The organism is Pseudomonas sp. Pse79 (assembly GCF_024519615.1).
GTDB lineage: Bacteria > Pseudomonadota > Gammaproteobacteria > Pseudomonadales > Pseudomonadaceae > Aquipseudomonas > Aquipseudomonas veronii.
The window spans coordinates 1-22,240 of record NZ_JALJRR010000035.1; the positions used below are offsets into that span (position 1 = coordinate 1).

The window sequence follows — 22,240 nt, forward strand, 5'->3', positions numbered from 1 at the left end:
GGCTGCGACGGGGCCGGTACTGCTGACTTTTTTGCTGCCTGACCGTCCGCTATCGTAGCCTCATGCTCGTTCCCACATGTTGATCGGTGTATGGCCTAACTCATCCAGTTCCCGCCATCGACGTTGTAGGTCTGGGCGACGACATAGTCGGCGTCCTTCGACGCGAGGAAGATCGCCATACCGGTGAGGTCTTCAGCGGTGCCCATGCGTCCGAACGGCACCTCGTCGCCTACTCGCTGCTTCTTCTCGCCCGGCGCCAGGCCTTCGTGCTTGGCGAACAGTGCGTCCACCCCGTCCCAATGCTCGCCGTCGACCACGCCCGGGGCGATGGCGTTGACGTTGATGCCCTGCTTGATCAGGTTCAGCCCCGCCGATTGGGTGAGGCTGATCACCGCCGCCTTGCTCGCGCAGTACACCGCGACCAGCGGCTCGCCGCGCCGTCCGGCCTGGCTGGCCATGTTGATGATCTTGCCGCCGTGGCCCTGGCGGATCATCTGCCGAGCCGCGGCCTGCAGGGTGAACAGGGTGCCGGCGACGTTGATCGAGAACAGCCGCTCGACACTCTCGCGGGTGATGTCGACAATCGGCGCCAGATCGAACAGCGCCGCGTTGTTGATCAGAATATCCAGCTGGCCGGCATGGGCCACCACGGCGGCAATCGCGGCGTCGATCGACGCCTGGTCGGTGACGTCCATTGCCACCGCGTAAGCCTGCGGGCCCAGTTCGGCTGCTGTGGCCTGGGCCCGCTGCAGGTCGATATCGGCGATGGCAACCGTGGCGCCTTCATGGATATAGGCCTGGGCAAAGGCGCGACCGATGCCTCGCGCCGATCCGGTGATCAGCGCGCTCTTACCTTCCAGTCGTTTCATGGGGTGCGTGTCCCTCGGGCATTGATGGGGGATAACCGGCGCGGTTGATCTCGTGCTCGGCGGTGTCCACCGCTTGTTTTTATGGTCGAGGGCCGATTACAGCAGCTTGGCCGGGCCCTCACAAACCCGTGGCGAATGCCCGACCGATACTTTTTTAACCGCAGGCCGGGATCAAAAAAGTATCAGTATCGGGCGAAAGCTTCGGTAGCGCGGCTGTCGCCAACACGCGTATTTTGGCGCAATTCCCCAAGTACAAGAGGCATCACCATGCCCATCAGCCGCGCCGAGTGGTTCGAACACCGCCCCGCCGAACTCGAAGTGATCCTGCCCGAGCCGGAACACTGTTTTCGCTGGTTCGAACATGACTACCCCTACGAACTGGCGCGCTGGAATCACCACCCGGAATTCGAGATCCACCTGATCCGCCAAGGCAGCGGCAAGTTGGTGGCGGGCGATTACATCGGCGCATTCGGTGCCGGGCATGTTGCGCTGATCGGCCCGGATCTGCCCCACGACTGGATCGGCGACCTGGCCCCCGGCGAACACCTGAACGGCCGCGATGTGGTGCTGCAATTCGACGGCAGCGCCCTCCTCGCCCTGCGCAAGACCCTGCCGGAACTCGGCGACGTGCAGCCGTTGTTCGAACAGGCCCGGCGCGGCCTGGCATTCAGCGGCGAAACCGCCGTGCAAGCGGCCCGCCTGCTGGAAGACATCGGCAGCGCCCACGGCCTGCAACGCCTGATCCTGTTCCTGCAACTGCTCGACACCCTCAAGAACGCCCCGCCGCCGCAGGTGCAGGCCCTGGCCAGCCCGTGCTATGCGCCGACCCTGGACGCGCGCAGCGCCGAGCGCATCAACAAGGCGTTCGACTACCTGATGCGCGAATTGACCGGCGATGTGCGCCTGCCGGTAATCGCCCGGCAACTGGAGATGAGCGAAGCGGGCTTCTCACGCTTCTTCAAGCGCAACACCGGTCACGGTTTTATCGACCTGATGCGCAAGTTCCGCATACAGCGGGCGTGCCGGCTGTTGCTGCAAAGCGAGCTGTCCGTGGCGGCGATCTGCTTTGAAGTGGGCTACGCCAACCTGTCCAATTTCAACCGGCACTTTCGTATCGAGATGCATCAGACTCCCAGTGAATATCGGCGCGAAACGGTCATGCACCTGTTCCAGCGCAGCGAAAAAATGACACTGCGTCAATATTGACCCCAAGAACCCGACATTGATCGGCAGCCAGGACATCAGTCTTCGGTCGCAAGGATTGTTTCGAACGATAGGGTTATATCGACGTGTCGAAGATTCTCGGCATCGGTAACCGTAATGACAAAGGCGCATGGGATCATGGCTCGCCGCTGTTCATCGAGCACGAACCACGGACCTCCATCGACGATCCGGCGGCGCGCAGCCTGGCCATCGGCGCGGTCAAGGAATGGTACGCGGCCTTTGACTGGATCTACGACCACAGCAGCACAATGGCGCCAGCAATGAATACGCATGGGACGGCCACCGTGCGCAGCTGAAATACTTCGCGCCCATCCGGCAGTTGAACGACGGCGCCTCACTGACCTATATCGGCTTCACCAACTGCGATTTCGGCAAGGACCTGCGCAAGGAAAACCCGGCGCACACCGCTAACATGCTGGGGTTACTACGCCGGCGTAGGCTACCAATTCTGATCAAGGAGTTTTAGATGAGTCTGTTTACCCGTGTCTCGCTGGCCGTCGGCCTGGCGCTGCTGCCCCACCTGGTACTGGCGCAGGCGCCTGCGCCGATCAAGCCCAAGGTGATGCTGATCACCATGTTCGCCCCCGAGGCGCAAACCTGGATCGATCGCCTGGCGCTCAAGCAGGAAGTCCGCGTGCCGGGCTTGTCCGCCGAATACCCGGTGATTCGTTGCAATACCGAAGACGTCTGCCTGCTGGTGACCGGCATGGGCCAGACCAACGCCGCCGCCTCCACCCTGGCGTTGGCGCTGTCACCCAAGTTCGACCTGCGCCAGAGCTACTTTCTGATCGCCGGGATTGCCGGCATCAGCCCCAAACACGGCACCCTCGGCACCACCGCCTGGGCGCATTACCTGGTGGAGTTCGGCACCCAGTGGGAAATCGATTCGCGGGACGCGCCCAAAGACTGGCCGACCGGCTACATCGGTATCAACACCAAGGGCCCGAACAAAAACCCGCCGCTGGACTACAAGACCGAAGTGTTCGAGCTGAACCCGAAACTGCAGGCCAAGGCGTTTGCCCTGTCGCAGAAGGTTGAGCTGACGGAAAGCCAGGAATCCAGCGCCTGGCGCAAACACTACCCTGCGGCACCGGCCAACCAACCGCCGCAAGTCACCCGCTGCGACACCCTGGCGGGCAACACCTGGTTCTCCGGCACGCGCCTGAGCGAGCGCGCCGAAGTCTGGACGCGGTTGCTCACCGACAACCAAGGCGAATACTGCACCACCCAGCAGGAAGACAACTCCACCTATGAAGCCCTGCTGCGCGCCAGTCGCGAAGGGCTGGTGGATATCCAGCGCCTGGCGGTGGTGCGCGCCGGGTCGGATTTCGACCGACCTTATCCGGGCTACAGCGAGGTGGATAACCTGCTCAAATATGCGGACCAGGGCGGCTTCGTGCCGGCGCTGGAAAACCTGTACCGCACGGGCAACCCATTGGTCCAGGCGATCCTGAAGCACTGGTCGGCGTGGGAAAAAGGCGTGCCCGACGCCTAGTCAAAAACCACCGGTGGGAGCGGGTTTGCTCCCACCTGTTCAAGCGCGTCAGGGCAGCAGGACGATCTTATCGGCACTGCCCACATTCACCTCCTCGAAGCATTTCACGCCCTCGGCCAACGCCACTTCGCGCAGGCCGCTCGGCAGCGGCAGCAACCCTTCGTCAAAGAAGTGCCCGAACTGCTCCAGCATCACTGCACATTGCTCGCAGTTGTAGAGCAACGAATTGATCCCCACCACCGAACCGCCCTTGCGATACAGGGCCAGGGCCGGCAGTTGCACATGACCGTCGACCGGCGCGGCGATGATCGCGATGCGTCCGAACGGCGCCAGCCCCGCCACGGCGGCGGGCAACCAGAACCCCGTGGTTTCGAAGATCACATCGGCGCCGCCCTTGAACACGGCATTGACCTGCGCGCCCAAATCCTCCGGCTGGCCCAGGGTAATCGCGGCGATACCTTGCGCCTGCAACACTTCGGCCTGCTCAGGGCGTCGCACCGCCGCCAGTACCTGCGCCCCAAGGATTTTCGCCAAGGCCAACGCCGCACTGCCGACGGCCCCGTTCGCACCGATGACCAGCACCCGCGTGCCCTCGCCGACCGCGCTGCGCTGCAGGGCGTCCCATGCGGTGGTGTACGGCACACCGAGGCTGGCGGCCTGGGCAAAACTCAGGTGGCTGGGTTTGTGCGCCACGCCCTTGGCCGACACAGTGAGGTACTGGGCGTGGGAACCGTCGGCGAAGAAACCGAGGTCACGCCCGGTGCCCCAGACCGCCTGCCCGACCCATTCCTGCGGGCCTTCGACCACCACGCCGGCGAAGTCGCGACCGGGAATGCGCGGCAGCGTGGTGTAGGGAAAGCGACCGAGCACATTCTTCACGTCGCTGGGGTTGAGACCGGCGGCCTTGATCTGTACCAGCACGTCCCCAGCGGCGGGCACCGGGGTGGCGACGTCGACGAAACGCAGGGTGGAGAGGTCGCCGGTGGCGGAAAATTGCAGCGCTTTCATGAGCGGCATCCATCAAAGGGGAAAGGACATTCAGGACAACCAACCACTGACCAACTGACGCCCCATCGGCCACAGTTTTTCGCCGAGCAACATGCCCATCAGGCCTACCAGCGCGATGGCCGGCGGCGCGGGCGAGCGGAAATCCAGCGCACCGTAGATCACGCCGACGAAGAGGCCAATGGCAAGGGAGATCAAGTAACTCATGGGGGCAGCGCCTGGTGGTTGGACGGCGCTTAGTGTAGGAAGCCGCCGCCCACCTCATCGGCCAAGTGCTTCAGGATTTCGGCCAAACCTTCAACCGCAGTACTGCGACGGTGCCACGCCGAGTTCACGACGGAACATGTCGCTGAAACTGCTGGGTGAGTAACCCAGGGACCGCGCGATCGCGCTGACTGACTGGCCTTGGATCAACTCGGCCACCGCCGTGGCCAGTTGCACCTGGCGGCGCCATTCGGCGAAGCCCATGCCAAGGTGGTTCTGGAACAGCCGCGCCAAGGTCCGCACACTGGCACCGGCGGCCTCGGCGTGATGCTCGAAGGGAATCGCCAGGGATGGCGCCGCCATCACCGCCTGGCAGGCATTGACCAGGCGGCGGTCGGCCTCCAGCGGCATGGCGATGCGGATTGACGCGCGGCGTGCGCGCTGCAGCTCCAGCAGGGCCAGGCCGACCACCGCGTCGTAATAGCCGGCATCGCCACTGTCGCCCTGCTCCACCAGGGTGACGATCAACTCGCGCAGCAGCCCGCCGACTTCAATCACCTGCACCTGGCTGTCCAGCGTCGCGGCCAACGCCGGGCGCAGGTAGATATTGCGCATCTGCAAATCCGAAACCACGCGTATCCCGTGTTCCACGCCCGGCGGCAGCCAGACGGCGCGTTGGGGCGGCACCACCAGCGCTTCGCGTGGCGTCTCGACCCACATCACCCCGCTCATGGCATAGAGCAACTGGCCCCAGTCATGCCGATGGGGCTCTACATACCAACCACGCGGGTAGGTCCGCGCCAGCGGTTGCACGGGCACGGCGTGATCACTGAGGTCGGGGGGCGTGGCCAGGGCCATGGGGAACACATCCGGCAAGGGTGAGCGGCCATGGTAATGACCAGCGCCCGACAAGCCGAGCGAATTTTTACCGCGCTCAGCCTTTAGCCGACTTGGCGCATTCGCAGCCCGTCGGCGCCACACATGGCTCACCATGGGCATGGTGTTCGGCACAGCCCTGGCAGCAATAGCCCTTACCGTCTTTCATCACCGCCTCCACTCCCAGCACACATTTGCAGTGTGGGCAGACACAGGTTGTATCTGGCATGGTCAGACTCCTTCGTCATGGTCGTCCCGGTGCGGCGGGCGCCGACACCTTTAGCAGTGACTGCGGGCCGGCGCGGATGGTTCCTCCCATCAGTCAGTCGGTGCGGGTGTTGCTGCGGTACATGAACACCAGCGCTAGCGCCAGGCAGGCCATTGCCACGATCCGGCTGCCCGACAGCTCGATGGCCGGGTGGCCGGGTGGCCCAGCCAGCCGAAATGGTCGATCAGCACGCTCATGGGGAAAACACCTCGCGGTTAAAGTAGGTCCATTCCGATTTTTCGGGCCACTATTCCTAAGCCCGGCACGCTGCGACAGACTTCGGCGAAACCCTTGTTTGGAGCAATGCCATGGATGTCATATACCGCAACCCGTCGCGCTCAAAACGGTTGGCGTCAACCAGCGGTCAGGCTGTCTTTGATAGCGCCAGCAGTTCTGGCTATATTTGGCCAAAATATGCGGAGAGCCCCATGATTACAGTGCCGTTGGGCGAAGCCAAAAACACGCTGTCAAAACTGGTTGATGAGGCAGCTGCCGGCAAAATCATCACCATCGCCAAGCATGGGCGAGCGATGGCGCAGCTTGTCCCTGTTGGAAAATCCAAAGGCCGGCGAATTGGCGCAATGCAAGGCAAGCTGGTGATTCCGGATGACTTCGACGCGCCTTTGTCCGACGACCTCATCGCGGCGTTCCAGGGCACTCATTCATGAGAGTGCTGCTGGATACCCACATCCTATTGTGGACGTTGAACGATGACCCCAAGCTCTCCAGCAAAGCCCGAAAGCTGATTGAACATGCCGCAGAGATCTATGTCAGTGCCGCCACATTCTGGGAACTGGCGATCAAGGTCGGCCTGGGGAAACTCACTGTCGATCTGGATGAAGTCCGTGAGTGCTGCCTGCAAAGCGGTTTCGTCGAACTCCCCATCACGTCAGAACACGCCATTGCGGTCAAGGATCTCAAGCCTCATCACAAAGACCCTTTCGATCGGCTCATCGCTGCAACCGCCCTGAGCGAACCGATGAAGCTATTGACGGCCGATCCGCAGGTTGCCCAATACACATCGCTGGCGGTCCTGGTGTAGATCGCCCCAGCACCGCGGGCCTTGGATCAAAACAACCACTGCCCGATCAACCACGCATTCGCGCCACTGATCAGCGCAAACAGAAACCACGCGAGCAAGCGCGTCGGCAGGCGATTGACGAACGGGCCCATCAGTCGCGCGTCGCCGGTCATGCGGATCAGCGGATACAACGCAAACGGCAACTGCAGGCTGAGCACCACCTGGCTGAGAATCAGCAATTTGCCAATGGCCGCGTCGCCCATCAGCCACACGCCCACGAACGCCGGGATCAGCGCCAGCCCACGGGTGATCAGGCGTCGCTGCCAGCAAGGAATGCGCAGGTCGAGGTAGCCCTCCATGATCACTTGCCCGGCGATGGTGCCGGTGAACGTGGAACTCTGCCCGGAGGCCAGCAAGGCGATGCCGAACAGGATGCTGGCGAAGGCGCCGCCGACCAGAGGATCGAGCAAATGGTAGGCGTCCTGGATCTCGACCACATCCGTATGCCCGGTTTTATGGAACGCAGCGGCGGCAAGCACCAGGATCGCGGCGTTGACCAGCAAGGCCAGGGCCAGGGAGCCAATGGTGTCGATACGCGCCAGCTTGACCGCGTCCTGCTTGCTGGCGAGGTCTTTGCCGATCAGCCGGGTTTGCACGATCGAGCTGTGCAGATAGAGGTTATGCGGCATCACGGTGGCACCGAGGATACCAATCGCCAGGTACAACGGCGCGGCATCGCTGATGGCCGACAACGACGGCGCAAAGCCGCTGAACACGTCCGGCCAATAGGGCTTGATCAGCACCAGCTCGATGAAGAAACACACGCCGATGGTGGCAACCAGCGCCAGCATGATCGCTTCCAGGCGACGGAAACCACGGTTTTGCAGGGCCAGCACCAAGAGCGTGTCAAACGCGGTGATGACAATGCCGGTGGTCAACGAAACACCGAGCAGCAGGTGAAACGCCAGGGCGCAGCCGAGCACTTCGGCGAGGTCGGTGGCGATGATGGAAATTTCCGCCAGCACCCACTGGGTGCGGGCCGAGCGTTGGCTGTAGCGTTCGCGGCACAGTTGCGCCAGGTCCTTGCCGGTGGCGATGCCCAGGCGCGAGCACAGGCACTGCACCACCATGCCCGCCAGGCTGGCCAGCAGCACCACAAACAGCAGGTTGTAGCCGTAGCGCGAGCCGGCCTCGATCGCCGTGGCCCAGTTGCCCGGGTCCATGTAGCCGATGGAAATCAGCAAGCCGGGGCCGGCAAACATCAGCATTCGTTTGAAAAACGACGCCTTGGGGTCGACGATGACAGAGCCAGCCACTTCCGGCGGGCAAAACGGAGCGGTAGCGATTTTCGGCAGGCTGAATTTCACGCAGTATCCCAGGCAAACACTCTAGACAAGCCCGTAGCTTATCAGTCGGATGCAACCGTTCGCATCACCGTGTCCCGCGGCAGGTCAAACGCTTCGACCACTTGCACCACCAGGTCCATTTCCTGGTTCAACGCTTCGCGCTCCATGCGCTGGCGGATCACCCCGATCACCAGTACCGCCAAGGTCGTGATCGAATACGCCGGGCCGGAAAACGCACGCACCCCGCTCACCAGCAACATCGCCGCCGCCAGTGCCTGGCCCACCAGCGGAATCGCCGTGGCTGCGCCGCGCCGCAGGATGAACCCGGTCAGCCCCGCCAACGCCGTACCGCTCAACGCCGTGGCGGCCGAACGGCCGACATCGATGCGATGGAACAGGCCCTGCTCCTTTTGCGCCGCCGCCTGAAGCTCGGCGTCGAACGCCTGTCGGTCGGCGTGGCTGAGTTTGTCCTTGTATTGTTCGATGAGTTTTTCCGCGACCTGCGCTTCGATGTCCGCCAGCACGACGGTCTCCATCGGTTCATCGAACTTGATCCCCAGCCGCTGCGCCACATCCTCGGCGATCTGGCGATACCCCACGCCGTGCCCCCGGGCGAGGTTCATGAAGCTGTCGCCGCCCATGCGCTGCAACTCGATGGCCAACTTCAGCGGCTCGCGCACCGTGGCATCAATCGAGGCACTGCGCTTTTGCGCGATCAATTCGGCGAGGAACTTCAGCTCGTCCGGGCGCGCCCGCACCAGCACCGGGAACAGTTCGTCATCTTCTTCGGCAAAGCGCACCTCGCTACTGCGCTGGTCGGCGCGGATCATGCCGCGTCGCTCCTGCAGCAGGTCGGTGTACTGCACCACCGTCTGCAACTGCGGCCAATAGGCCGCGTGATCGAAGCTGGCCAGGTGAACGTTGGTCACCTTGGCCTTGAGCGCGGGCGTGATCGGGATGGCGTAGCGACCGATGCAACGCTCGGTATCCGGTTTCATCGCCAGGGCCCAATCCTTACTGGAGTGACAATTGATCACCCGCCCCGAAAGCGCTGCGCACACTTCATCCCAAGGGCTCGACGTACAGATCGCCCCGCCCATCAACAGCAAATGGTTCAACGGCAGTTCGCGCGCAGTGTCGGGGTTGGCCAACACGCTCTTGACCAGGATGCGCGCGCCGAGGGAATGCCCGATCAGGTTGATGCGCCGCACCTGCAGCGACTCGCCGTGGAGGAATTCGGCCAATTCCGGCAACAGGCTGCGGGCCACTTCATCCACCCGCGCCTCGACACTTTTGTAATGGTCGAGAAAATACCCGATCGCCTTGCCCACCCCTACCGTCGCCGCTCCCAGGCCGCCGCCGCCGAGCATCGCGGTGATCACGTCCTTGAACGGTGCGAACAGGTTTTCCAGAAAATGCCCGGCCGGCCAGAACAGCATCAGGTTGGTCGAACCTTCGATACTTGCCAGTTGCGCCGTGAAGTTGCCCAGTTGCTGCCGGTTGAAGAACGCCGAGTAACCGTGAACATAGAGATTGAGCACGTCCCCCTGAGGCTCGCCGCACAGTACGAACGTGGGCTTGCGGGTACGGTGCATTTCATCCCACTGGTGCTGCATGGGCCGGTGACTCCTGGTGACGAAGGACGCCGATAGTAACAAAGGGCGGGCCGCAGGAAGGTGAATCCTGACGGGCGCGGACGCCGCAACCCCCTCAGAACAACGACGCGGCCTTTGATTTAGTCAGATAACGCGCCGGGGTATCGCCCAGGTTGCGCCGGAACAACGCAGTGAAGGCGCTGGCACTGCTGAAGCCCAACTCAAGCGCCACCTCGGTGATGGACACGCCGTGGCTGAGCCGGGCAGTGGCTTCCAGCAGGCAGACTTGCTGGCGCCAGGCGACGAACGTCATGCCCGTGCTCTCAAGGAAATGGCGGGTAAAGGTGCGCCGGCTCATGCTCGACCACGCGGCCATTTCGTCAATCGAAGTGTGTTGCGTAGGGGCCTCCAGAAAACGCTGGCAGGCGCTCGCCAGCCGTGGCTCGCGGGGCAACGGCGCGCTGAGGGGCAACTCGGGCATCGCTCCGATCTCATCGATCAGCAGCGTCAGCACGCAGGCCTGCCTGGCATTGGGTAAGGTCGAAGGCTCGATGGCCAGCGCCGCCTGCAACAGATGCCTGAGCAGGGGCGACACTTCAAACACCTGGCAGCGTGCCTGCAACCCCGCCCGTGCGGCGGCACCGGCGTCCAGGTAGGTATTGAGCATCACCACATCGCCGCGCATCTGCATTTCATGGGGCACGCCGCCGGGCACCCAGATCGCCCGCTGCGGCGGCACCACCCAGTTGCCCAGGTCGGTAAACATTTTCAGCGCGCCGGTGGAAGCGTAGGCGAACTGACCTCGCGGGTGCGTGTGCCGCGCAAACACGGTGCCAGAGGGGTATTCGCGCAGCGTCACCAGCGCGTCGGGGCTGTCGGAATCAAAAGTCGGCATCATGGCCCGATTCTGTCAAAAGTTGACCTGACATAGCAAGCGGGCCATTGCCCTGCCGCCTAACATCGACGCCTTTGAAGCTGCACTCTGCCTAAAAGGAAACCCCATGCAGAAAAAACACCTGGTGCTTGCTGTGCTGGTTACGTTGGTCTGGGGGGTGAACTTCCCCCTGACAAAATTGGGCCTGCGTGCAATCGACCCCTTTGTCCTTACCGGCATACGCTTTGCCCTCGCCGCCCTGCCGCTGGTGTTTTTCATCAAGCGCCCCGCCGTGGGCTTCCACTATGTAGCGGCTTATGGGCTTATCTTCGGGCTGGGGATGTGGGGCGTGATCAACTATGGCATTCAGGTCGGTGTCAGCCCGGGAATCGCCTCGCTGATCATCCAACTCAGCGTGTTTTTCAGCATGGGTTGGGGCTATGTGCTGTTCCAGGAAAAAATCCGCAGGGCCCAAGTGCTCGGCGCCGTGCTCGCGGTGACCGGCTTGGCGGGGATTATCGCGACGCAACACGGCGACCACGCGCTGCTGGGTATTCTGTTGATCGTCTTCAGCGCGCTGGCCTGGAGTGTCGGCAACGTGATCATCAAGCAATCGGGCGTGAAAGAGATCTTCTCGTTCATGGTGTGGGCCAGTCTGTTCCCACCAATTCCGCTGTGGCTCATGGCCTGGTGGCTGCACGGCAGCGCAGCGTTCGCCAACGTGGGCGCCAACCTCGACCTGACGGCGGCGGGTTCCATCCTGTTCCAGGTCTACCTGGCCACGCACTTTGCCTACTGGGGCTGGAACTCACTGCTCAAGGCATACCCGGTATCCACCGTAGCGCCGCTGTCCCTGCTGATTCCGGTGTTCGGCATGACCAGTTCGATGCTGATCATCGGCGAGCGCATATCCACGCCCAACCTGCTCTCGATCGCACTCATCATCACCGGGCTGGCCGTGGGGTTGTACCGCGCGCCCGCCAGTGCGCCTGGAAAAACACTCAGCCAGTGAAAGACACGCCCGCGAGAACGCAGTCGCCCAGCAAAAAAAACCGCGCCCAGCACGATCCCACACTGCAAAAACACAATTATCGACATGTAAAAAGCGCTCTAATAGCCGCCTGTTGATTGGCTTTAAAGATTTTGGAGTTCGCAATGCCCCATGAAGGCAACCTGTTACAAGCAGCCGTGGTGTTCCTGCTCGCCGCCGTGCTGACCGTGCCCCTGGCCAAGCGCCTGCAGTTGGGCGCGGTGCTGGGCTATCTGTTCGCCGGTGTGATCATCGGCCCGTCGGTACTGGGCCTGATCGGCAACCCGCAAAGCGTCGCGCAGTTCTCGGAGTTGGGCGTGGTGCTGCTGCTGTTCATCATCGGCCTGGAGCTGTCGCCGAAACGTTTATGGGTGATGCGCAAGGCGGTATTCGGTGTCGGCCTGGCCCAGGTGCTGCTCACCGGCCTGGTGATGGGCGGGGTCGCGCTGTGGCTGTTTGGCCAGTCGTGGAACAGCGCAATCGTGCTGGGCCTGGGCCTGGCGCTGTCGTCCACCGCCTTTGGCCTGCAAAGCCTCGCCGAGCGCAAGGAGCTGAACCAGCCCCACGGGCGCCTGGCTTTTGCGATTCTGCTGTTCCAGGACATTGCGGCGATCCCGCTGATTGCCATGGTGCCGTTGCTGGCCGGGGGCGATCACCCAAGCACCCAGGCCCAGGGCGTGCAGCACGTGTTGCAGATCCTCGGCAGCATCGCCGTGGTGATCATCGGCGGGCGCTATCTGTTGCGCCCGGTGTTTCGCGTCGTCGCCAAGACCGGCCTGCGCGAAGTGTCCACGGCCACCGCGTTGCTGGTAGTGATCGGCACCGCCTGGCTGATGGAGTTGGTCGGCGTGTCCATGGCCCTGGGCGCGTTCCTGGCCGGCCTGCTGCTGGCGGACTCGGAATACCGCCACGAACTGGAATCCCAGATCGAACCGTTCAAGGGCCTGCTGCTCGGCCTGTTTTTCATCAGCGTGGGCATGGGCGCCAACCTCAGCCTGCTGCTCAGCTCGCCGCTGGTGGTGATCGGCCTGACCCTGCTGTTGATCGGTTTGAAACTGCCGCTGCTGTATGCCGTCGGCCGGCTGGTGGGCGATCTCAACCGCGAGAGCGCCTTGCGCCTGGGCGTGGTGCTGGCGGCAGGCGGTGAATTCGCCTTCGTGGTGTTCAAGATCGGCCGCGATCAGGGCCTGTTCGAACCGCACCTGTACGACATCCTGGTGCTGACCATCACCCTGTCGATGGCCGTGACGCCGCTGCTGTTGCTGGTCTGCCCGAAGCTGTTCAAGCCCAAGGTCAAACCCGTGGAAGTCCCCGAGGAATACCGCACCATCGAAAGCGATGCGCCGCGCGTGGTCATCGCCGGCATGGGCCGCATGGGGCAGATCGTCGCGCGAATCCTGCGCGCGCAGAACATTTCGTTTATCGCCCTGGACACCTCGGTCGAAACCATCGAGCTGACCCGCAGTTTCGGCGGCATGCCGGTGTTCTACGGCGACCCGCAACGTCCGGAGATCCTGCACGCGGCCAAGGTCGACCGGGCGGAGTTCTTCGTCATCGCGATGGATGACCCGGAGATCAACATCAAAACCGCCGAACTGGTGCGCAGCCTCTATCCGCACATGAAGATCATCGCCCGCGCCCGTAACCGCCAGCACGTCCACCGTTTGGTGGACCTCGACGCGTCACCGGTGCGCGAAACCTTCTATTCCAGCCTGGAAATGAGCCGCCGCACCCTGGTGGGCCTCGGCCTGAGCCAAGCCCAGGCCGACGCGCGCATCACCCGGTTCAAGAACCACGACCTGCAGGTCCTCGCCGCCCAGCACGCGGTGTACGACGACGCGGCCAAGGTCATGCAGACCGCCCAGGAAGCCCGTGCGGAACTGGCGCGGTTGTTTGAAATGGACCGTCTTGAGGAAGAGTCCGACAAGGTGTGAGGGTGCGGATGAACGATCTTGCGAATTTTCTGACAGAATACGGCGCAATTTCGTTCATCTACCGGAGCGTTTCTTCATGGCCACTTTCACCAAGACCGCCGTCCTGCTGGCCCTGGCGCTTAGCGCCGGCAGCGTATTCGCCGCGGCCAAGCCGGCGGATCAGACCATCTCCACCTTGGGCGGCAAGTTCAGCTTCGACCTGCCCAAGGCCTATGTCGCCGACACCCTGCCAGCCGGCAAGGCAGCAGACGGCACCGGGGATACCCAAGGTACGATGTACGCGAACCAAACCACGAAAAGTGTGGTCATCGTCGCCGAAACCGTGCGCAACGACGGGGTGACCATTAAAGATAATGACCCGCAGTTTCTCGACGGCGCAGTCGCCGGCTTCGTCAAGGACCAGAGCGCCGCCCTGCCCGACTTCAAGAAACAGAACGAAAAGAAACTGACCTTCAAGGGCCTCGGCCTGCGCCAGGTGGACAGCACGGCCACCCAAGGCGGCGGCAAAACCTTGAACTCCACCTTCCTCGGCGGTTCCGGCAATCATTTACTGGTGATCCAGGCGATTTCGCGGGCGGATGATGTGAAGGGGCATGCGCAGTTGGTGAAACTGATTACCGGCGGCAAGTAAACCGACCGTTAGAACCACACCGATCAACTGTGGGAGGGGGCTTGCTCCCGATGGCGGTGCATCAGTCATGCATGTGTTGGCTGACACACTGCTATCGGGAGCAAGCTCCCTCCTACATTTTTAGCGGTGTTCACTTCACATTGGTTTCCAGCCAGGCCTTCAAGTCCTGCACTTCCGCTGCGCTGATGGTGTGGTTCATGCCCGGATAAGTATGAAACTGCGGCTTGAGCCCCAACCCCGACAACACCTCGTTCGCCCGCGTCGCCGAGGCATACGGCAGCGCTTGGTCCAACGTGCCGTGGCCGATGAAAATCGCCAGCTGGCCCAATCGCTCATCCGGCTTGAGCTGCGCCTTGAGCACCGGCAACACGCTGCCACTGAGCGCCGCAATCCCGCGCACCAACTCAGGGTCACGTAACGCCACCTCGTAAGACATGATCGCGCCCTGGCTGAACCCCACCAGGAACACCCGGTCAGGCTGGGTGTGGTATTTGACGGTAGCCTTGGCGACAAACGCCTTGATCAGCGTGGCGCTGCTCTGCAGGTCGTCGGTCATCCCATCGTAATCGCCGTCACCCGGCGTCTTGGTGAACCAGCGGAACCCTTGGGCGTCCACCGGCATCGGCGCGCGCGCCGACAGGTAGGTCCAGGTGGACGGCAGCGCATCCTTGATGCCGAACAGGTCTTCCTCGTTGCTGCCAAAACCGTGCAGGAAAATCACCAGCGGCTGGTTGCGCGCATCGCCCTGGGTCTGTTCCAGGTACAACAACGGCAAGTCGGTGTGCAGGTCGGAATCGGCGTGGGCGGCACCGGCCACCAGGGTCAGCACCAGCGCGAACAGTTTGAACATGGAGATCGACCTCAGGGTTTGCGCAGCAAATAAGTGTCCATGATCCAGCCGTTGGCCAGACGCGCAGCCTTGCGCACCCGTTGGATGTCTTCAGCGACTTCACTCACCTTGCCGCTGATGAGGATTTCATCCGGCGTGCCGAGGTAGGCCCCCCAATAAATGTCCAGATCCTGATCGACCACGGTGCGGTAGGAATCTTCGGCGTCGAGCATCACCACCAGGGTGTCGGCATCGCTCGCCTGCCCCGCCGCCAAGCGGCGCCCGGTGGTGATCTCGATGGAGCGGCCGATGCGGTTCAGCGGCACTTTGTGCTGGGCCGCCAGGGCCTGCACGCTGGTGATGCCGGGGATCACTTCGAATTCAAAGACGCAGCGGCCACTGGCCAGGATCGCCTGCAGAATGCGGATGGTGCTGTCGTACAACGCCGGATCGCCCCAAGCCAGAAAAGCCCCCACTTCGCCGTCGGCCATTTCTTCATTGATCATGCGCTCGAAGGTCTGCTGCTTATCGCGGTTGAGGTCCTGCACGGCGCGGGTGTAGTCGATGTCCCCGCGCACCCGCTCGGGGCAATCGGCCTCGACGAAGCGGTAGCCGGGCTCGGTGATGTAGGTCGCGCAGATCTCACGGCGCAGGTCGATCAGCTTGTCTTTGCTCTGGCCCTTGTCCATCAGGAAAAACACGTCGGTGCGGTTCAGCGCCTTCACGGCCTGCATCGTGATGTAGTCAGGGTTGCCGGCGCCAATGCCGATGATCAGGATGCGTTTCATGGGTTGCTCTCATTGCGGGGCGTGGATTTTGCCATGTTCACGTACTCAGGCGTGAGTTTCCAGGCGCAGGCGCCAGACGCCGTTGAAACGCAGCTCCGTGCAAGACAGCGGCTCCACATCGATGCGATAAAACATCGCGACGGGAAACTGCATGACGTAGAGCAACGCGGCGCGGATGACAAACGGATGGGTGATGGCCACGACATGGCCGGATTCGGTCTGCAGCGACTGCATCCACTGCGCGACGCGCGCGCAGAGCCGATCCACCGACTCGCCACCGTGGGGTGCGCTCGCGCTGTCGGTGAGCCAGGTCGTCAGGTCGGCGCTGTCGAGCGCGGCGATGTCCTGGCCTTTCCAGTGCCCGACATCGCCATCGCGCAAGGCCTCTTCGATCTGCGCCTGATCGCCGAACAAGCTCGCCGTCTGACGGGTTCGCGCCTCGGGCCCACAGCGCAGCCGCACGTTTTTCTTGAAGCGACCGGCCAGGGATAACGCCGCGTTTTGCCAATCCATCACCAACGATTCGTCATCGGCAAAGCAGCCGCGCTTTTGCAACGGCGTGACGGCATGGCAGATCAGAGTCAAACGGGTGGCTTGCATCGCGGATCGCAGCTACAGGAAGGATGAGGCCGCCAAGACTGGCGCAGTTGGGGCGATCACGCAACGTCCGGGGCCGGATCCTGCACTAATCAAACCACTCCCGCCGCCCCTCGAACGTACTGGTGATCAACTCGACGATCATCTGCACCGCCTCGGCATGCTGCACCTGCGCTTTCACCGCCAGCCACACCTGGCGCTGCATGGGCTCGGCGAGCAATCCCGGCAAGGCCACCAGGCCACGGTCGAAGCTGCCCATGTAGCGCGGCAGCAAACCGATGCAGGCGCCGCAGCGGATCATCTCGAGCATCAACGAATAGGCATGCACCTGCACGACCGCGGCCAGGCGCTGTGCCACCACCGTGTTCCATGGCTGCAAGGCGTTCACCTGCCCATCCGGCTGCCACTGCACCAGCATGTAGTCATCCAGGTCTTCGACACTGTCGGGGCGGGTTGTCAGCCGCGAGTAACGCTTGGCGATGTGCGGCAGGTACTCCAAGCGCGCCAGCACTTGAGGCGGCGCAGTGGGGAAACTCGGGCCGGGCGTGGGGCCATCGGCGTCGGAGAGCCACAGCACCACGTCAACGTCCACCGTTTGCAGGGACAATTGGCTGTCGATGGAGATGATTTCCAGGCGCACGCTGGCGTTGCGGCGCAGCAAGGCGATCAGGTCGCGCCCGAGGATGTCGTGCAGGATCGGCTCGGCCACGGCCAGGCGAATCAGCGGCTGCTCCACCACCGGCAGGCGCCGCGCATGGGCCAGGGCAATCAATTGCGCCTGCAGCAGTTGACCATCGCGGCTGAGTACCAGGCCGTTGCCCTGAAAACTGAACAACACATGGCGCAACTGTTCCTCCAGTTGCGCCAGGCGTTTGCGCAGCAGCGTCGCCTTGATATTCAGGCTGCGCGCCGCCTGCATGAAACAGCCGCAGCGCGCACTCACCAGAAAGTAGCGCGCGACCTCCGGCTCGATGTCGTTGGCCAGGGCCAACCAGGCGCTACGGGACTGACTCGGCTCGCGATAGGGTGCAGGCCCCTGGGGGCCAGACGGTTCTAGAAATGCCATGGGAGACTCCCTGTCTTGTAGGTCTTGTGCATCCAATGCGGTTGACGCGGGTTACTCCAGCACCTGGTTCAACTGCGCGCCGTCGATGCTAAAGGTCGCGGTATTGAGCATGCCTTCCAGGTACGCCTTGGCGATCTGTTCCTGGCGTTGCGCGCGCAGGGCCTGGGTCAGGCGCTCGCGCAGTTCGTCGAGGGTGGCGGTGCGCGCCGGTTGCTGGGCGGTGAGTTTGAGCACATGGAACCCCGCCGGGCTTTGTACCACCTCCGAGACCGCGCCGACCTTGAGCCGCGACACCGCTTCGCGCACCGCCGGCACCAGTTGCTGCAACGGCTGCAAGCCCGAGTCGCCACCGCGCTGGGCGGTGTCCGGGTCTTGCGAGTATTGCGTGGCCAGGGCGGCAAAATCCCCCGGCGCGGCCTGGGCCTTGCGGCTCAGTTCCTGGGCCTGGCGACGTACCGCGTCGACACTTTGCGGGTCATTCAGCGCCAGGAAGATCTGGCTGACCCGGTACATCGGCGGCGTTATCCATTGTGCTTTGCCAGCGTCGTAGGCCTGCTGCAATTCAGCGGCGCTGGGGTAGTCGGTCGGCACCTGGCTGACCGAGAGCATGTAGTCGCGAAACACGATCTGTTCGGTGGCGGCGCGGGTCTGTTGCTCCACCTCCGGGCGTTGGCGCCAGCCCTGGGCGTCGGCCTGTTCGAGCACGGCCTTTTGCGCCAGGCGCGAACGCAGCCAGCTCTCCAGGGCGCCACGGTTGCCGCGCAGTTGCTCACGGGATTCGGCCGGCAGGCTCGCCAGCACGCTTTTCAGTTCAGGCACGTCGATCTGCTGGTTGCCCAGGCGTGCCACCGCCGGCGCGCCACGCTCATTGGGTGAGGACGTGACGACAGGCGCCGGTTGCTGAGCGGCGACCGGGTCACTGCCCGGTCGCAGGCTCAACCCCACCGCCACCACCAGCAACGTCAGCGCCCCCGCGCCGACAACCACGGTTCGCTTCTTCACAGCACCGGTACCTCTTCAGCCACAGGTTCAGCCGCCGCCTGGGCCTGCAACTGCGCGGCGTGCTGGCTGTACTCACGCAGGTAGACGATAAATTCCTGCAGCAGGCGGTCCCACAGTTCCAACTGGCTGCGCAGGTGCGTGGCGCCGACACCGGCCACCACCACGTCCATTTCCATCAGCAGAAATTCACCCTGCACCGACAGCCGCGCAAAACGGCGCGAGGCGTTCCACACCTGGGCCAGGCCTTCGGGCAGGTCGCCCTGCACGCGCAGCGCGCAGCTGTAGGTGAAATCCACGTAGCTGCCCGGCTCCGTCGCCGGGTTGCCGAAACGCACGGCAAAGCCGATGCCCTGGCTGGCGCTGAGCAGTTGCACGATGCCGTTCTGCTCGCTCTGGTTGACCCGGTAGCCGGCCTCTTGCAGCAACTCGGTGAGGCTCTGGGCGGTGACGCTGATGATCAATTCGTTCATGGTCTGCTCTTCCTTGTGGATCAATGATTGACGCCCGCCTGGGGCGTATCGAAGCGGGTCTTGTACAGATCGTCACCAAAACCCTGGGCCAGTTCCTCGAACTTGACCCGCGCACCGCTGGCGAAGGGTTGGCGAATACTCATCACCTCGGCCACGTCGATTTTTTCGTAGGCCGCAAGCAACTGCTGAGCCACGCCGTACATCTGCTGATTCTTGGCTGAACATTGCTGCACTTGTGTGTCACGTTCGCTCAGTTGCGCCTGCAGGCGTGCGCGCTCGGTTTCTTTGCCCTTGGCCAACACCAGCAGTTCGTCATAAGCCTTCTTGAACTTGCCGATCTGCTCGTTGCTCGCCGCCGCCTGGGCTTGCGCCTGGCTGTGCAGGTTCTGTTGCTGGCCGGCGAGTTGCTCGGCCACGCCACGGGCCTTTTCCAGCTCGGCGGTCAATTGCTTGATTTGCGCCTGGGCCTGCTTGGCCTGGTTTTCCGCCGCCAGGCGCGCAGCACTGGCCTGGGCCTGCTCGCTTTGCAGCGCCTGCAACTGCTGGGTGGTGCTGCGCAGTTGCGTGCGCAGGCGCTCCTCCATGCCTTCGGCCGAAGCACCGGTGGTAACCAGCAGCAACAGCAGCGCGCATATTCGCGTGTTCATGGGGCATCTCCCTGCGCATCAGAAGCGCGTGTTGAGTTCCAGTTGCATCACATCGACTTCGAACGGCGCGCCATACACTTCCGACGCGCTCAACCAACGCGCACTGGCGTAGATGTTCTTGTCGATGCCGTAGTTGCCGCCAATGAAGTAGCCCTTGGCGTTGGTGCCGCCCAGGTGAAACGAGGAGTCGTTGAAACCATCGGGCAACGCATCAGGCTGGATGTACTTGTAGCCGGCCAACACATTCCAGTCGCCGCGCTTGTGCATCTCCAGCGCGCTACCGAGGGTGAACGAGACCATCATGGCATTGCCGCCACTTTCAAACTGGCCGTTGGAATTGATGTTGTTGACGATCTCGCCTTCGCTGCGCTTGAGCATCTCGCTCTTGTCGTAGGCCAGGTTGCGGATGTAGTTGGCTTGGGTGCGCAGCTTGAAGTCGCTCGGCAGTTCGCTGTCCCACACCAGGTTGAGGTCCAGCACATTGAACTTGGACGCCAGGCCTACGTATTGTGGGTCCGGGGTTTTGGCAGGATCCGTCGGGTTGGTGGTGTTGTTGCGCAGATTGAACACGCTGTTGCCTTTTTGCATAAAGGCCACACGTGTGCCGTCGGTGTCGCAACCGGGTGCGCCCTTCCACGGGGAGCAAGGGCTGGAGCGCTCGCCCTCGATATCCTGAAACTGATAGTAGGCAGCGGCAAGCTTGAGGCGGTTGCTGCGGTTGATCTTCCAATCCGCACCGATCTGCCCGCCGAACAGCCACTTGGTCTCACTGTCTTCCTTGTCGATGCCGTTGCTGCTGGCGGCATCCGAGGTGTATTCGACCGGGAATGCGCCGAGGGTGCCGAACAGGCCCCACTCGCTGCTGAGCTTATGGTTGAAGATCGCGGCCACGCCGTCGAAATTGAGCTCGTTGGAATACAACATGTCGGTGGCGTAGAACGGATTGGCGATTCGCCCGCCGGTCAAGGTCATGTAGTCGGTGGTTTTCCACCTCAGGTAACCCTGGTCGAGCCAGATGTCCTTCTTGCCGAAACCACCGCCCAGGGTCTGGGTAGTGGACACCGGGTTATTGTCAGAACCGGTGCCCAGGCGAATGCCAGCGGTCCATTCCGGCGAGATCACCGCTTTCATGCCCAGGCGTGCGCGCAGACGGAACAGGTTTTCGCGGTCCTGGGTGGTGTTGATCAACGGCGGGAACTTGGTGTTCGAGTTTTTGTTGACGTCATAAGGGCCAGTATCATTGAGCTTGGCGAAATCGGTGAACTCATTGCTGTTGTTACCCGAGAAATAGCGCGACTCGTCACGCAGGCGGATATCGCCATCAAAGCTGATGCGCGAGACCCAATCCGGGAAGGTATTGGGCTGGGCCCAGTTTTCCTGCTTGGCGGTGGCCATGACTTCGGCCTTGACCTGATCGCGGATCTGGTCGCGCACCGCTTGCGGCACATACTGCACGCGCACATCACCAGGCGCCGCCGTCGGGCCGCTGGCGACCACCGGCGCGGCATTGGCCTGGCGTGCCTGTTGGGCTTCTTTTTCTGCCTGGGCGATCAACCCATTGGCGGTGTCCTGGGTGAGCACGCCTTGCTGTACCAGCAGGCGGATCAGGTTGATCGTGACGTTTTCCGAAGGGGCGACCGGGGCGGCCGTCGCCTGGCCGACCAGGGTCGCGATGACCATGCCGACCGCCAGGGTCAGGCGATTCACGGGGGAAATCATTCGTAAGCAACTCCTGTAAAAAACTGCAAAAAATGGGTTCGATCAATCCGGACGCCGACCCTTGAGGGACAGGCGCACCGGCATGCTCACCGAGGCTGGAACGCGTTGCGCGGCATGCGGTACACGCAACGCCGCCAGCACCTGGGCATCGGTCTCGCGGTCGCCGCTGGACTGGGCCAGCTCCACACGCGTGACCTGGCCCTCGGCGCTCAACCACACATCCGCCTGTACCGCGTAGGCCTTTTTGCGTAACTCCGGGTCTTCCCTCAGCAGGCGTTGAAACACCCCCGCCAGGTATTGCTTGTACGTGCCGGCACCCAGGCCACCGCCGCCGGAACCGGCCATGCCGCCGCCCTTGCCCGCGCCGATGTTGAAGCCGTCGTTACCGGACTGCGCATCGCCATCGATCTGCATCGGGTTGGCCAAGTCGTCGGCCGGCGAAGGCGGCGCTTCTTCCGCCGGTTTCACCTCTTCGGGCTCCGGCGTGGGCACCGGTTCGGGTACTTTTTCTTCCACCTGGGGCTCGGGTTCCTTGGGTTTTTCCGGCGGCGGTGGCGGTGGTGGCGGCAACGGGATAATGGTCGGCACCTTGGGTGCTTCGCGGCGTACCCCACTCATGTCATTGGCCCATTGCCAGAGAAACCAGGCGGCCACGGCACCCAGCAGCAGGCCGGCGCCCCACTTCAGCGGGCGCAGCGGCGGCTTGTTTTTCACGGGCAACGGCGGCATCGGGATCTGTGCGGTCATGAC

24 protein-coding genes and 2 pseudogenes are annotated in these 22,240 nt (G+C 62.9%); 8 read left to right on the forward strand and 18 right to left on the reverse strand.

Features of this window, described 5'->3' with window-relative positions; genetic code table 11:
- Positions 1–95: 95 nt before the first annotated feature.
- The gene (locus tag NR164_RS27895; protein ID WP_017849171.1) at positions 96–869 is read right to left on the reverse strand and encodes an L-iditol 2-dehydrogenase; all 774 of its coding nucleotides are present in this window, start codon (positions 867–869) and stop codon (positions 96–98) included.
- A gap of 267 nt (positions 870–1,136) precedes the next feature.
- Here NR164_RS27895 and NR164_RS27900 point away from each other — a divergent pair, with 267 nt between their 5' ends.
- From NR164_RS27900 to NR164_RS27910, 3 genes and pseudogenes are all read left to right on the forward strand, one after another.
- Complete coding sequence (locus NR164_RS27900; protein WP_256823529.1) at positions 1,137–2,075, forward strand: AraC family transcriptional regulator; 939 nt, start codon at positions 1,137–1,139, stop codon at positions 2,073–2,075.
- A 41-nt stretch (positions 2,076–2,116) separates the two neighbouring features.
- Positions 2,117–2,505, forward strand: a pseudogene (locus NR164_RS27905) (outer membrane protein OmpK); the annotation flags it as partial.
- Positions 2,506–2,559: 54 nt separating this feature from the next.
- A complete protein-coding gene (locus NR164_RS27910; RefSeq protein WP_256823530.1) occupies positions 2,560–3,588 on the forward strand; it encodes a purine nucleoside permease in 1,029 nt (342 codons plus the stop codon).
- A 48-nt stretch (positions 3,589–3,636) separates the two neighbouring features.
- Here NR164_RS27910 and NR164_RS27915 read toward each other — a convergent pair whose 3' ends face one another.
- The 5 genes and pseudogenes from NR164_RS27915 to NR164_RS27935 form a co-directional block, all read right to left on the reverse strand.
- Positions 3,637–4,596: a zinc-binding alcohol dehydrogenase family protein gene (locus NR164_RS27915; protein WP_256823531.1), complete on the reverse strand. Its 960-nt coding sequence runs from the start codon at positions 4,594–4,596 to the stop codon at positions 3,637–3,639.
- A 30-nt stretch (positions 4,597–4,626) separates the two neighbouring features.
- Entirely contained in the window at positions 4,627–4,800 is a 174-nt protein-coding gene (locus NR164_RS27920; RefSeq protein WP_017849167.1) for a DUF1427 family protein, read from the reverse strand.
- Positions 4,801–4,890: 90 nt separating this feature from the next.
- Complete coding sequence (locus NR164_RS27925) at positions 4,891–5,655, reverse strand: helix-turn-helix transcriptional regulator (RefSeq protein WP_128191880.1); 765 nt, start codon at positions 5,653–5,655, stop codon at positions 4,891–4,893.
- A gap of 76 nt (positions 5,656–5,731) precedes the next feature.
- The gene (locus NR164_RS27930) at positions 5,732–5,902 is read right to left on the reverse strand and encodes a metallothionein (RefSeq protein WP_256823532.1); all 171 of its coding nucleotides are present in this window, start codon (positions 5,900–5,902) and stop codon (positions 5,732–5,734) included.
- A gap of 93 nt (positions 5,903–5,995) precedes the next feature.
- Positions 5,996–6,138, reverse strand: a pseudogene (locus tag NR164_RS27935) (EamA-like transporter family protein); the annotation flags it as partial.
- Positions 6,139–6,249: 111 nt separating this feature from the next.
- Between NR164_RS27935 and NR164_RS27940 the strand changes: the two are divergent.
- Together NR164_RS27940 and NR164_RS27945 are read left to right on the forward strand one after the other, a co-directional pair.
- Positions 6,250–6,609 carry a type II toxin-antitoxin system Phd/YefM family antitoxin gene (locus tag NR164_RS27940; RefSeq protein ID WP_227778671.1) on the forward strand — a complete coding sequence of 120 codons (360 nt, stop codon included), beginning with the start codon at positions 6,250–6,252 and terminating at the stop codon, positions 6,607–6,609.
- Positions 6,606–6,983, forward strand: a complete 378-nt coding sequence (locus NR164_RS27945) for a type II toxin-antitoxin system VapC family toxin (RefSeq protein WP_026140307.1) — start codon at positions 6,606–6,608, stop codon at positions 6,981–6,983. The genes NR164_RS27940 and NR164_RS27945 overlap by 4 nt, the downstream gene beginning before the upstream one ends.
- A 26-nt stretch (positions 6,984–7,009) precedes the next feature.
- On the opposite strand, the gene NR164_RS27950 is transcribed toward NR164_RS27945, so the two are convergent.
- From NR164_RS27950 to NR164_RS27960, 3 genes are all read right to left on the reverse strand, one after another.
- Positions 7,010–8,329, reverse strand: coding sequence for an Nramp family divalent metal transporter (locus NR164_RS27950; RefSeq protein ID WP_046383062.1), 1,320 nt, complete (start codon positions 8,327–8,329; stop codon positions 7,010–7,012).
- A gap of 41 nt (positions 8,330–8,370) precedes the next feature.
- Positions 8,371–9,924: a DUF726 domain-containing protein gene (locus NR164_RS27955; RefSeq protein ID WP_017849161.1), complete on the reverse strand. Its 1,554-nt coding sequence runs from the start codon at positions 9,922–9,924 to the stop codon at positions 8,371–8,373.
- A 94-nt stretch (positions 9,925–10,018) separates the two neighbouring features.
- The gene (locus NR164_RS27960; RefSeq protein ID WP_256823533.1) at positions 10,019–10,801 is read right to left on the reverse strand and encodes a helix-turn-helix domain-containing protein; all 783 of its coding nucleotides are present in this window, start codon (positions 10,799–10,801) and stop codon (positions 10,019–10,021) included.
- Between the two features lie 103 nt (positions 10,802–10,904).
- Between NR164_RS27960 and NR164_RS27965 the strand changes: the two genes are divergently transcribed.
- From NR164_RS27965 to NR164_RS27975, 3 genes are all read left to right on the forward strand, one after another.
- Positions 10,905–11,789, forward strand: a complete 885-nt coding sequence (locus NR164_RS27965; RefSeq protein ID WP_079444135.1) for an EamA family transporter — start codon at positions 10,905–10,907, stop codon at positions 11,787–11,789.
- Positions 11,790–11,932: 143 nt separating this feature from the next.
- Entirely contained in the window at positions 11,933–13,741 is a 1,809-nt protein-coding gene (locus NR164_RS27970) for a monovalent cation:proton antiporter-2 (CPA2) family protein (protein ID WP_046383058.1), read from the forward strand.
- 76 nt (positions 13,742–13,817) lie between these two features.
- Positions 13,818–14,372: a hypothetical protein gene (locus NR164_RS27975; protein WP_017849157.1), complete on the forward strand. Its 555-nt coding sequence runs from the start codon at positions 13,818–13,820 to the stop codon at positions 14,370–14,372.
- 130 nt (positions 14,373–14,502) lie between these two features.
- Here the strand turns inward: NR164_RS27975 and NR164_RS27980 are convergent, their stop codons facing one another.
- From NR164_RS27980 to NR164_RS28020, 9 genes are all read right to left on the reverse strand, one after another.
- Positions 14,503–15,222 (reverse strand): alpha/beta hydrolase, encoded by a 720-nt coding sequence (locus NR164_RS27980; protein WP_057004365.1) that lies wholly within the window; start codon positions 15,220–15,222, stop codon positions 14,503–14,505.
- A gap of 11 nt (positions 15,223–15,233) precedes the next feature.
- Positions 15,234–15,989: a precorrin-6A synthase (deacetylating) gene (cobF, locus tag NR164_RS27985; protein ID WP_079444136.1), complete on the reverse strand. Its 756-nt coding sequence runs from the start codon at positions 15,987–15,989 to the stop codon at positions 15,234–15,236.
- A 45-nt stretch (positions 15,990–16,034) separates the two neighbouring features.
- A complete protein-coding gene (locus NR164_RS27990) occupies positions 16,035–16,589 on the reverse strand; it encodes a histidine phosphatase family protein (RefSeq protein WP_177031742.1) in 555 nt (184 codons plus the stop codon).
- 85 nt (positions 16,590–16,674) lie between these two features.
- Positions 16,675–17,652 (reverse strand): LysR family transcriptional regulator, encoded by a 978-nt coding sequence (locus tag NR164_RS27995; RefSeq protein ID WP_256823534.1) that lies wholly within the window; start codon positions 17,650–17,652, stop codon positions 16,675–16,677.
- A gap of 51 nt (positions 17,653–17,703) precedes the next feature.
- Positions 17,704–18,654 (reverse strand): peptidylprolyl isomerase, encoded by a 951-nt coding sequence (locus NR164_RS28000; RefSeq protein ID WP_256823535.1) that lies wholly within the window; start codon positions 18,652–18,654, stop codon positions 17,704–17,706.
- Positions 18,651–19,124, reverse strand: a complete 474-nt coding sequence (locus NR164_RS28005) for a YbjN domain-containing protein (protein ID WP_079444139.1) — start codon at positions 19,122–19,124, stop codon at positions 18,651–18,653. Before NR164_RS28005 ends, NR164_RS28000 begins: the two co-directional genes overlap by 4 nt.
- Positions 19,125–19,144: 20 nt before the next feature.
- Complete coding sequence (locus NR164_RS28010; RefSeq protein WP_256823536.1) at positions 19,145–19,771, reverse strand: DNA repair protein; 627 nt, start codon at positions 19,769–19,771, stop codon at positions 19,145–19,147.
- Between the two features lie 18 nt (positions 19,772–19,789).
- On the reverse strand, positions 19,790–21,490 hold the full coding sequence (locus NR164_RS28015; protein WP_079444140.1) for a putative porin: 1,701 nt from the start codon (positions 21,488–21,490) through the stop codon (positions 19,790–19,792).
- Between the two features lie 42 nt (positions 21,491–21,532).
- On the reverse strand, positions 21,533–22,237 hold the full coding sequence (locus tag NR164_RS28020) for an energy transducer TonB (RefSeq protein ID WP_256823537.1): 705 nt from the start codon (positions 22,235–22,237) through the stop codon (positions 21,533–21,535).
- Between the last annotated feature and the right edge of the window lie 3 nt (positions 22,238–22,240).

Bases quoted from the DNA above. Each gene is read 5' to 3' on its own strand.
- NR164_RS27895 (WP_017849171.1), bottom strand. From the start codon at position 869: ATGAAACGACTGGAAGGTAAGAGCGCGCTGATCACCGGATCGGCGCGA.
- NR164_RS27900 (WP_256823529.1), top strand. From the start codon at position 1,137: ATGCCCATCAGCCGCGCCGAGTGGTTCGAACACCGCCCCGCCGAACTC.
- NR164_RS27910 (WP_256823530.1), top strand. From the start codon at position 2,560: ATGAGTCTGTTTACCCGTGTCTCGCTGGCCGTCGGCCTGGCGCTGCTG.
- NR164_RS27915 (WP_256823531.1), bottom strand. From the start codon at position 4,596: ATGAAAGCGCTGCAATTTTCCGCCACCGGCGACCTCTCCACCCTGCGT.
- NR164_RS27920 (WP_017849167.1), bottom strand. From the start codon at position 4,800: ATGAGTTACTTGATCTCCCTTGCCATTGGCCTCTTCGTCGGCGTGATC.
- NR164_RS27925 (WP_128191880.1), bottom strand. From the start codon at position 5,655: ATGGCCCTGGCCACGCCCCCCGACCTCAGTGATCACGCCGTGCCCGTG.
- NR164_RS27930 (WP_256823532.1), bottom strand. From the start codon at position 5,902: ATGCCAGATACAACCTGTGTCTGCCCACACTGCAAATGTGTGCTGGGA.
- NR164_RS27940 (WP_227778671.1), top strand. From the start codon at position 6,250: ATGGATGTCATATACCGCAACCCGTCGCGCTCAAAACGGTTGGCGTCA.
- NR164_RS27945 (WP_026140307.1), top strand. From the start codon at position 6,606: ATGAGAGTGCTGCTGGATACCCACATCCTATTGTGGACGTTGAACGAT.
- NR164_RS27955 (WP_017849161.1), bottom strand. From the start codon at position 9,924: ATGCAGCACCAGTGGGATGAAATGCACCGTACCCGCAAGCCCACGTTC.
- NR164_RS27960 (WP_256823533.1), bottom strand. From the start codon at position 10,801: ATGATGCCGACTTTTGATTCCGACAGCCCCGACGCGCTGGTGACGCTG.
- NR164_RS27965 (WP_079444135.1), top strand. From the start codon at position 10,905: ATGCAGAAAAAACACCTGGTGCTTGCTGTGCTGGTTACGTTGGTCTGG.
- NR164_RS27970 (WP_046383058.1), top strand. From the start codon at position 11,933: ATGCCCCATGAAGGCAACCTGTTACAAGCAGCCGTGGTGTTCCTGCTC.
- NR164_RS27975 (WP_017849157.1), top strand. From the start codon at position 13,818: ATGGCCACTTTCACCAAGACCGCCGTCCTGCTGGCCCTGGCGCTTAGC.
- NR164_RS27980 (WP_057004365.1), bottom strand. From the start codon at position 15,222: ATGTTCAAACTGTTCGCGCTGGTGCTGACCCTGGTGGCCGGTGCCGCC.
- cobF (WP_079444136.1), bottom strand. From the start codon at position 15,989: ATGAAACGCATCCTGATCATCGGCATTGGCGCCGGCAACCCTGACTAC.
- NR164_RS27990 (WP_177031742.1), bottom strand. From the start codon at position 16,589: ATGCAAGCCACCCGTTTGACTCTGATCTGCCATGCCGTCACGCCGTTG.
- NR164_RS27995 (WP_256823534.1), bottom strand. From the start codon at position 17,652: ATGGCATTTCTAGAACCGTCTGGCCCCCAGGGGCCTGCACCCTATCGC.
- NR164_RS28005 (WP_079444139.1), bottom strand. From the start codon at position 19,124: ATGAACGAATTGATCATCAGCGTCACCGCCCAGAGCCTCACCGAGTTG.
- NR164_RS28010 (WP_256823536.1), bottom strand. From the start codon at position 19,771: ATGAACACGCGAATATGCGCGCTGCTGTTGCTGCTGGTTACCACCGGT.
- NR164_RS28015 (WP_079444140.1), bottom strand. From the start codon at position 21,490: ATGATTTCCCCCGTGAATCGCCTGACCCTGGCGGTCGGCATGGTCATC.
- NR164_RS28020 (WP_256823537.1), bottom strand. From the start codon at position 22,237: ATGACCGCACAGATCCCGATGCCGCCGTTGCCCGTGAAAAACAAGCCG.